We start from the raw sequence: 10,138 nt of genomic DNA on the forward strand, positions 1-10,138 counted from the left end.
CAAAATGAAAAGGCCGCTTAGGGCTTGATCTTCACCACACCACCATCGCGTATTTCATCGTTAGCGGCTTGTATAATATTATCGCCAATATTCAGGTCGCCGTAAACCTCTACCTTGCCATCGCTTTCGCGGCCTTTTTTTACGTCGACCCATTGGGCTTTGCCGTCGACAACACGTATGACGAACACCTTTTCGGTTGATTGTACAAGCGCTGTTTTTGGTATGATATACGTGCTGTCTTTAGCCGGAAGTTGTAAGTTGACTTCGGCATACATACCGGGGAGCAATTTTTTGTCATCATTCTCCACATCCATTTCCAATCTTTCAGAACGTAAGCGTTCATCCAAAGCACCCGCGAGGCGCTTCACATTGGCGGTAAACTTGCGACCGGGAAAGGGGCGAACGTTGAAAGTAACTTTGTCATTCTCTTTCAATATTCCCGAATAACTTTCGGGAACTGATACCACCAGCCGTAATTTCTTTTGTTGCTGCAAGGTAAATAAGGGCATATCGGAGCCTTTGCCCGAAGGGCCTACGTATGCGCCTGGGTTGGTATTGCGCGCACTGATAACGCCTGAAAATGGCGCGCGAATCTCCAGATAAGCTAAATTTGCAGCAACACCATTATATGCTGATTTAGCAGCTTCAACCTGTGCCTCGTCAGAGCTTTTACGGGCAGCGGCCTGATCAATATCGTTGCTTGCAATGGTTCCTGGCGTTTTGGCGGTTTCCACCAGGCGGTCGTAGTTGGCTTTGCTGGCCAAAAAAACCGCTTGTGCCGATTTAAGTTTTGATTGAGCTTCGGCCAGTTGCGAGTTGATCTCGGGTGCTTCCATGGTAACCAATAGCTGGCCTTCGCTTACTTCGGAACCTACATCGACATAAACTTTTTTTACGAAGCTGCTTATTTTGGCATAAACATCAACCGTTTGGTAGGGTATTAACTCGCCCGGTATGTGCAGGTCGGACGATAGGATACCTTTTTGCAGAGGGGCCACCTGCACCAAGGGTGTTGGGTCGGCCGGGGCATGTTCTTCCTCGGGCGCTTTATCTTTCGTTCCGCAGCCGTAAAAGGTACATATGGCTACAAGGATGGCACAAAAAATAGCCAGTCCCTTTTTTAATTTTATATTCATCAGCGTATGTTGCTTTATGTTCATTGTTCAAATATTTTAATTGCCGCCAAATGCCGGTTGATCTGTTTGCTGATCGCCAAACGGGATATAATGGATACTATCTTTATCGTCGGGATCCAACGACACCGATTGTGTGCTTGTTTTACCCTGCACCCATGCAAAAACCAACGGCAGTACAAATAAGGCTGCAATTGTAGACATAAACAGCCCGCCGATAACGGCGCGGCCCAATGGCGATGCCTGGTCGCCGCCTTCGCCTAATCCCGAAGCCATCGGTATCATACCCACGATCATGGCCAAACTGGTCATTAAAATAGGGCGCATACGTAAGGCCACAGCTTCTTTGGCAGCTTCGAGCGCGTTGCCGCTGTGCATGCGCAGTTGTTCGGCATTGGTAATCAGCAATACCGAGTTAGATATAGATACACCTACCGACATGATCATCCCCATGTATGATTGCAGGTTGAGCGTAGCGCCGGTCAATCGCAATAAAACCAAAGAACCCAATATTACCGCCGGGACAGTGGACAATACCACCAGCGACACTTTAAAGGATTGGAAGTTAGCCGTCAGCATCAAAAATATCACGATGATGGCTACCAATAAACCACTTTGTAAACTGTCGAGCGTATCAATTAAGGTAGATGTTAGACCTTTGGTTTCGATATTTAACCCTCGCGGCAATTTGCTGATGAATTTGATGGCTTTTTGAACATCAGCATTGGCGGTACCCAGATCCATGTGGGTGAGATTGGCCGTTACCGATAAGATGGGTAAGGCACCGAGGTTATCATTTTCGCCATTGGTGGTATCGCGTTTAATATCGGCCACATCGCGCAGTACCGGGCGAACATTGTTTGGGGATACCGATATTTCCCCGATATCGTTTATACTGCTCATGTTATATTCCGGCACTTCCACCTGCACGCCGTAGGTGAGGCCTGCTTTTTGATCCATCCATATGTTCTTTTCGGTATATCTGGATGACGAGGTCGATGCCAATAAGGATCGCGATATATCATCGACACCCACGCCCAATTGGGCGGCACGGGTACGGTCGATATTGATATCGATAGCAGGATAGTGGATGGCCTGGGCTAATTGTACATCGCGCAGGTAGGGTATTTTGTTCAGTTTGGCAATAACTGTGTCGGAATATTGCGCCAGTTGTTTTTTGTTTTTGCCCGAAATTTGTACTTCGATAGGGGTTGGGGAGCCCTGGCTCAATATTTTATCGGTCAGTTCTATCGGTTCGAAGGATAGTTTTACATCGGGCAAATCCTGGTATACTGCTTTGCGGAACTTTTCCTTCAGGTCGTCGAGGTTTATCCGGTAATCTTCTGTTAAATTTACTTGTAAAACAGCTTCCTGCGGTCCCGCCATAAACAGGTAAATGGGGCTGGTTGAAAACTGGCCGGGGTGCTGCCCGATAAAGGCCGATGTTACGGCGATATGATTTGGCCCGACAAGTTTTTCCAAAACATGCAGCATTTTTATCATGTCCAATTCGGTACGCTCCATTCGGGTGCCGTCGGGGGCGCGCATACGCACCTGAAATTGGCCGCCATTAACTTTTGGCAATACATCGCGCCCGATAGTCAACAATAAAAGTACCGCAAATGCTGATATGCCAATAATATAGATGGTTACAATGCTTTTACGGAAATTCATTATCCGGTCGATAAACGAAAGATAACGTTCGCGCAACCTTTCAAACCTCGATTTTTTTGTTTCGGGTTCATGTTCGGCCTTGATGAGCGAAGCGAGTTTTTGTTCGCTGCTATCCAGCTCGTCATGGCGTTTATAGTCTTTTTCGGCATGGCCCTTACCTACGTTATGATCTTTCATTATCCAGTTGGCCAATACAGGCACAAAGGTTTGCGAAAGCAAGTATGACGTAATCATGGAAAAACCAATAGCCAGCGAAAGCGGTAAGAACAAAGCGCCCGGTATGCCTTTCATGGTAAGTGCCGGTGCGAACACAGCCAGGATACAGAATAGAATCAATAATTTGGGGAAAGCAATCTCTTTACAGGCATCCCAAATGGCCAAAGCCTTGGGTTTACCCATATCCATGTGTTGGTGTATGTTCTCGATCGTGACCGTGGACTCGTCGACTAGAATACCGATAGCCAGCGAAAGACCACTCAGCGTCATGATATTGATGGTTTGGTGGAACAGGGTCAAGAACAACACCCCCGAAATGATACAGGTTGGGATGGTGAGGATAACGATGATCGCACCGCGCCAATCGCCGAGGAACAGCAGCACCATTAAACCTGTCAGTATCGCACCGATAGCACCCTCAGTAATCAAGCTTTTAACCGAGTTGATCACATATACCGATTGGTCGAACTCGTACGAAAGCTTTACATCTTCGGGTAATAAACTTTGAAAACGGGGTAAGGCTTTTTTGAGGTTTTGTACTACTTCCCAGGTTGAGGCATCGGCCGATTTGGTGATGGGCAAGTAAACCGAACGTTTTCCGTTTACCAAAGCGTAACTGGTAGTCACATCAGCGCCATCTTCAATGGTGGCCACATCCCTTAAAAACAAGGTTTGCACACCGCCTTTAAACAGGGGGATATCGCCAAAATCTTTAATGTTTTTAATGGTGGTATTACTTGGCGTGAAGTAGTTCAAGTCGCCAACGCGAACGTTGCCTGCCGGCGATGTTTGGTTATTGACGCGCAAAGCAGCAACCACCTGGTCGGGCGTTAGGTTGTGGGCACGCAGCAGTTCGGGATCAACCTTGATCAGTATGGTGCGCACGTTGCCACCAAAGGGTGCCGGCGCCACCAAACCCGGGATGGATGTAAACCCGGAGCGAACGTATACGTTGGCCAGGTCGAGCAATTCGTTATTGGTACGCTTATTACTGCTCAGCACCAACTGACCGACGGGGAGAGTAGAAGCATCGAACCTTAAAATAAAGGGCGGGTTTGAGCCATTGGGAAATATCGCCTGCGCCCGGTTTGAAAATGCCGTGACCTCCGCCGCGGCCTGGGCCATATTGGTGCCCTCGTAAAAAGTTAATTTTATGAGGGTGAGGCCTTGTATGTTTTTGGTCTCTATACTTTTAACACCTGACACATAGAGCAGCAAGTTTACATATTGCTTGCCAAAATAAGCCTCCATTTGGTTTGGCGAATAACCGCCGTAAGGGTGCGAAAGGTAAATAACGGGCAGATTCAGGTCTGGGAAAATATCGATCTTGATGTTGCGAACAGCGTTGATACCAAAGAAAAACAAACCCGCCACGATAACCAGCACGGTAATTGGTTTTCTTAATGCACTTTTTATTAAGCCCATGTTTTATCTATATAAACGGCCAAAAGCCGGTATTAAAATTCGTTAATAAAGGTAGTAAAATCGCCACTTGAGGCCGATTTGAGCAATAGCGCCTGCCAAACATTATTGTAGGCGATATAGCTGTCGGTTTCGGCCCGGTTAAGGGCGTATAGCGCCTGGGTTACGTCAACAATGGTTGCCAGACCGTTTTTGTACAATACCGTTTTTTGCAAATAAGCATCGGACGCGGCTTTTAGGCCGATTGGTGCCTCACGGTAGTTTTTCAACGCATTTTGAATGCGGGTTTCGGCCAGGATCGCCTGGTTCTTCAGGTTTTGGTCCACTACCTCATATTCGTTCTGTAAACCTAATGAGTTGAAGTGTTGTGCTTCTATTTGTTGTTTTACACGCAGCGGGGTAGATAAATTCCAGAAAAGGCCTATCCCGATAAGGTAATTGCCACGGGTAGGATCGACACCGGGGCCATAGCTTTGTGTAAAAGCGCCGGGGTTAGCCAAACCGTAAGCCGAGTTAAAACCGCTGCCCCGTTCCTGAAAGGTACTGAAGAACGAGAACGTTGGGTAATAAAAACTTTTGTAGTATTTGATCAACTCATCGCTATAGCCGATGCGGCTTTGGTAAAACTTAAGCAGCGGGTGGTTATCGGTATTCACCACGGTTTGCGGGTCGATGGTTTTTGGGATGGTGGTTACAAACAAGGTATCCAATACAAAATCCTTTTGAACAACGCCCATAAACTGCGCCAACTGGTTGGCCTGCACTTGTACAAAATCCTGTGCGTTGGTCAAGGCTATGCGGGCACTTGATACCTCGGCATTGGCAAGCGACGAATCGACACCGGGGTTGAGGCCGCCTTTTACGCGCGCCAAAACCACATCGCGCAAAGCGATGGCCCTGTCGAGGTTTTTTTGCTGTGTGGTACTTAATTGCTGCGCGGCCAGCAGGTTAAGGTAGGCGCTAGATACACGAACTTCGTCTTCAAATTGTTCCTGGGCTAGGTCGGTAGTGTTTTCTGCGAGGATGGACCGGGATACTTTTACTTTTTCTTTGGCTTTGCCGAAGGAGAAGAAATCCCAACTGATGTTAGCTAAGTACAAAGAACCAAAAGCGGCCGTCCAGTTTTGGTTGGGCAGGGTGGGCCCCGATGATGCTACGCTAAAGCCTTTGTAACCATACGAAGGGCCGAACTGACCGTTAACGGTACCATAGTCCTGCTGGCCGGATATATTAAAATCGGGCAATTGTTCGCGTTGGCTTTCTTTAACATTGGCCGTTGCCGATTTGACATAATTTGCTTTGGCCTTTATGATGCCGTAATTATTGAGCGCGCTTTGTATGGCGTCTTTAAGTGTAAGCGGTTTTTGAGCACTTGCGGTGTACGAACAAAAGACAAGTAAAATAAAGAAACAGGTGTTACGGGTGTTTAACATGTATATTTATCTGGATCAGCCTGACAAATGTACATCGGGTTTAGCTATGAAAAAAATGTGTAACGCGCGGTAGACCTATAATTAGTACATAAAATTAATGTTGCAACACCCTTGTTTCTACTGTTTTTTTAATAAAAGTGCCTTTAAATGGCTGCTAAGGAACTTTTTTACACGTTTGTAGCAAAAAAAATTAACTTTTATAAAAAAAGACTTATTTGTCAGGAAATGTACATGATTTTTACAAAAAATTGATTTAGGAATTGACAATCCCGCAAAGGATTGTCAATTCTGTTAATGGATTGTTACTTTTTAGCGGGAGGCAGTGTTTCTACTACTTTGGAGCAATTGTCCATTCCCATGTAAGGGTCAATACCCGAAGAAGTATTGCTTAGAAAGTATCTCTTGGTCATGCTGCAGTATTGGCGGTACAATACCGAATTGTTTACTTTTAAGGCTTTTAAAACCGCATATAAATTGTTAGAGAGACTTGCAAAGTGCTCGCGCTGGTGGGGGATGAGGGTTACTTCGCTGATATGGCGGCTATCAAACTCGAGTTTTGGTTCGTATTTGGTCCATGTCGTCGCCTGATCGCTGCTCATGCCTTTTACCGACACATTGCTTATGGAGGCCAATAATATTTTGGCTTTGCCCGCGGCCGTGGTGCCATCATTTTTTGCGAGGGCATCTTTTAAGGCCAGGTAATTGGCAATAACGCTATTGATGGCTTCGTTTGCCTGTGCGTTTGCTGTTAGATTGATGGTAAATGCCATCAGTGCTGCCAGAATGGTAATTTTCAATGCTTTCATATTTTTTTTAAGTTTAATTATTTTTTTGCTGCATCCTGATGAACTGCACCCCCAAAAGGAAATACCAGTTTAAAACTTACGTTTTGGCCCATGTTGTACACCCCCTGGTTTTGTTGGGTTACCGTAACAGGTGTGCCATTGATGCCATAAAAGTATTGAGCCAGATTCAGGTGGTCGGCATAAGCTACGTTGGTGAGGTTGGTGCAATTTACGTATAATGAACAAATAGTTTTCCCTGTTTTGGGGTTAACAAAATTGGTACCCAGGCCGGCATTAAATAGGGTGTATTGTGCCGATGGGAGTTCGGTGTAAAAGGCACTGTACACGTTGTTTTGCGCCCAATCGTGCTGTAGGCCAAACTTTAAATAGGTGCCTTTTAAAATGGAATTGCGGCCATTGTTCAACCTTAATTTAACTTCGGAATGCAAGTGCGGTGCAGGCATATAAGGGAGATGCTGCGTTGAATCGGGCGAATTGGCGATGTGAGAATAAATATAAGTGAACCCGTTATCTATTTCCAGCCATTTGGCGGTGGCGGGGTGAATATTTAAGAAACCGGAAACCCCTTCGATAATTGCCGTATTAGTAGAAACGTATTGATAAATTGGGAAACCGCCGGAAAGCGAATCCGTACGACCCGAAAATATGAAGTTGTTGATACGGTTATAAAAACCATCAGCTTCCAGGCTCACATCTTTACCATCATATCCGTAGGCAAAATCAACCTGATAGCCTTCTTCAGCTTTTAAATGAATGTTACCTAGTTCTACCAAATTGGAACCAATGTTGAGCCCATTACTGGTCAGTTCATTAATGGCGGGCGCGCGATAGCTCTTTGAAATGTTCAATTTTACGTAATTATCGGTTGGCAATTGATAGAATGCGCCGATACTGCCAGATGGACCAGAGTAGGTATTATTGAAACCGGTAAACTGAACGGTAGAACCCGGCGTACCGACAGGCACGATATTGCCATCGCTGTTTAATGACATGGGGTCGCCTACAAAATTTGTCCGGTCGAAACGCAGTCCGCCGCTAAGCGTTAGATTTTTGTAGTTCTTTTCGATAATTACATACCCGCCACTCTCAAAGTTGGTGTAGTTTGGAATAGAGTAGTTTGGTGTATAAGGCGCCGGCGGCGCTTCCCCATTGCGATGAAATTCATACATTCCATTGACACCTGTAGTTAGTTTCAGGCCGGATTTTTCGCCGGCTATCTGGTATTTGAGGTTGAAAGGGATGTCGCCTAATAATAAATTGCTCGAACCCACTGTCCCGGTGTCAATATCGTGGTGAACACTGCGGGCAAAGCCAATATCAAAACCAATTCGTCCTTTACCCGCATTGATGCTATTTTGCCACCAGGTTTGATATTCTTCTAAAATCTTATCGCTGGCAATATCAGCGGAATAAGATTGAAAATCAGAAGTGTTGGGATACACTCTGCCATCATGCCGAGTATCAAACAAAAAGCGGCCGGTACTGTCGCGGTTACCATCGGGCAGTTCAATCCTGCGGTGTAAGGCGCTTAATGTGAGCCTTGAATATCCCCAATTACGGTTAATACCAAGCGTTAGCCGTGCGTTTGCCTGGTTCCAGGCAGTTCCCCAAACATAGCCGTCTTTAGGGTTGGAGTAACTGTGCGCTGCTTCGCCGCTGGCTTGCAGGCCCCAAACAAAACCATTGCGGTTGCCAGCAATATTCAGCGAGGTACCCAGGTAACCATCATTGGTATGGTACTCGGTTAGCACGCTGCCTGCAACGGTGCCGTTTTGCGGCAACGGTGCAGATTTAAAAATGATGACGCCCGCTTCGGCACTGGCACCGTATTGTAGCGAGGCGGGGCCGCGGATGATCTCCGCATCATGCACGGCATAGGGGTCTATCAATATGCCGTGGTCATCGCCCCATTGAAAGTCTTCCTGCGGAACGCCATCCATGAGTGTTAATACGCGGTCGAAACCGAGGCCGTTGATTTGCGGCTTGGTGGTGCCCGAACCTTCTGTCGTCTCGTTAACACCCGGTTGTGAGGCTACCAGGTCGATAGCCGTATTGGCGGAGTTTTCCTGAATCATTTTTTGGGTGACCACGGTAATGGGTATGGTTGCGCGCTTGCGGGTGGTGGTATTGCCCAAGGCGGTTATCACCACGTCGGACAATTCGTAGTTGGAGGCTGACAGTTTAAAATCAACCGAAGCTGTACTGCCCAAATCCACCAATTTGGTGATACTGGCATAACCGATGGCCGTAACCTGAATAAGGTATTCGCCTTTGGGCAATTGTTGTATCAAATAAGTACCATTGGCATCGGTGCTTGCACTTATTTTTAAATCGGGAATGGAAATGGTTGCACCTGCAACCGGCTGGCCCGTAGTTTTATCGGTTATTTTGCCGGTTATTTTATGGGTGCGCGCGGGTATTTTAGCTGCGTTTGCGGCACTAACCCACAGCAAAATTGATATATAAAGCAGTTTGATAAAAGCTCTTTGAGGTTTCATAGCATGTATTAAAAAATAGAAAAATAAGACGGTGCACTCCTTTTTAGGAAGCGCGTTTGATAAAAAAAGAAAATAGGAGTTTTAACCCACCTGTGGAGGGCGGAAAATAGCGCTCAATGATGCCGATGGGGCAGGCGCATGATAGGGCGTACTGATGGTGCGCAATAAAAAGGTATGGAACTTAACGGTTTTAACAGCCTCGCAAAAAGTTTCCTGGAAGCCGTTTTTTTGGTTTTGGCGTTCTTCGGCTTTTTCTTTTTCGTTGGCTTGCTGGATTTTTTTCATGAGGTAGCAACGCCCGTTACAGTGCAGCCAGGGCTTGTTGCGGTTTACGCAGAGGTTGGCGGCGATATAATTTTGGTTGAGCTTAAAACCGGCGTACACAAACAGGTAGGAGTAGTTAGCGGAAAGAACCGTAACAATTAAAAGCCATCCTGTGAAACGTTTTAACATGCGGTGCGAAAATAGGGAATAATATAAAATTTAAAGAGGAATTTTGATATTTCGTTTAATGGATTAGATGTTAACGTGATAGAATACCTGCGTTGATATTATCGATAAGTTTAGCTACGAATGCTCAATTGATGGCGTATTTTTTTGCAAATCCAGATAAAATTCGTAACTTGTAGGGTTTAGAACAAGGAATAACGGGTAAAGATCAATGAGAAAAAGAAGTCGAAATATTTCTTACTTTTTCCCCCCTTACTGGAGAGAGTCAAGAATCAAGAGCCGAGAATCAAGAGTTAAATATGGTCGAAAAAGTTCTTACTTTTTCCCCCCTGCTAATGATTGAAGGATGGATTATCTGAATGATTGAATGGAAAGATATGGTCGAAAATATTCCTACTTTTTCCCCCCTTTGGAAAGTCATTGGTCATTGGGTCATCCCGATAGCTATCGGGAAGTCAGTGGGATAGAAGAGGATGATTGAGTGTATGAAAAGTTCTTACTTTTAC

The 10,138-nt window shown here is 45.8% G+C and carries 6 protein-coding genes; all 6 read right to left on the bottom strand.

Features of this window, described 5'->3' with window-relative positions:
• Positions 1-17: 17 nt before the first annotated feature.
• On the bottom strand, positions 18-1,160 hold the full coding sequence (locus tag QZX97_RS08565; RefSeq protein ID WP_295648848.1) for an efflux RND transporter periplasmic adaptor subunit: 1,143 nt from the start codon (positions 1,158-1,160) through the stop codon (positions 18-20).
• A 12-nt stretch (positions 1,161-1,172) separates the two neighbouring features.
• On the bottom strand, positions 1,173-4,448 hold the full coding sequence (locus QZX97_RS08570) for an efflux RND transporter permease subunit (protein ID WP_295664571.1): 3,276 nt from the start codon (positions 4,446-4,448) through the stop codon (positions 1,173-1,175).
• Positions 4,449-4,480: 32 nt separating this feature from the next.
• Positions 4,481-5,878 carry a TolC family protein gene (locus tag QZX97_RS08575; RefSeq protein ID WP_295648854.1) on the bottom strand — a complete coding sequence of 466 codons (1,398 nt, stop codon included), beginning with the start codon at positions 5,876-5,878 and terminating at the stop codon, positions 4,481-4,483.
• A gap of 302 nt (positions 5,879-6,180) precedes the next feature.
• Positions 6,181-6,684, bottom strand: a complete 504-nt coding sequence (locus QZX97_RS08580) for a DUF3347 domain-containing protein (RefSeq protein WP_295648856.1) — start codon at positions 6,682-6,684, stop codon at positions 6,181-6,183.
• A 17-nt stretch (positions 6,685-6,701) separates the two neighbouring features.
• Positions 6,702-9,182, bottom strand: coding sequence for a TonB-dependent receptor (locus QZX97_RS08585; RefSeq protein WP_295648858.1), 2,481 nt, complete (start codon positions 9,180-9,182; stop codon positions 6,702-6,704).
• A gap of 81 nt (positions 9,183-9,263) precedes the next feature.
• A complete protein-coding gene (locus QZX97_RS08590; RefSeq protein WP_295648861.1) occupies positions 9,264-9,635 on the bottom strand; it encodes a hypothetical protein in 372 nt (123 codons plus the stop codon).
• Positions 9,636-10,138 lie beyond the last annotated feature (503 nt).

Source organism: uncultured Mucilaginibacter sp. (assembly GCF_903893715.1).
Lineage (GTDB): Bacteria > Bacteroidota > Bacteroidia > Sphingobacteriales > Sphingobacteriaceae > Mucilaginibacter.

Coding starts and splice junctions, on each gene's coding strand:
- QZX97_RS08585 (WP_295648858.1), bottom strand. CDS start 9,182: ATGAAACCTCAAAGAGCTTTTATCAAACTGCTTTATATATCAATTTTG.
- QZX97_RS08565 (WP_295648848.1), bottom strand. CDS start 1,160: ATGAACATAAAGCAACATACGCTGATGAATATAAAATTAAAAAAGGGA.
- QZX97_RS08575 (WP_295648854.1), bottom strand. CDS start 5,878: ATGTTAAACACCCGTAACACCTGTTTCTTTATTTTACTTGTCTTTTGT.
- QZX97_RS08580 (WP_295648856.1), bottom strand. CDS start 6,684: ATGAAAGCATTGAAAATTACCATTCTGGCAGCACTGATGGCATTTACC.
- QZX97_RS08570 (WP_295664571.1), bottom strand. CDS start 4,448: ATGGGCTTAATAAAAAGTGCATTAAGAAAACCAATTACCGTGCTGGTT.
- QZX97_RS08590 (WP_295648861.1), bottom strand. CDS start 9,635: ATGTTAAAACGTTTCACAGGATGGCTTTTAATTGTTACGGTTCTTTCC.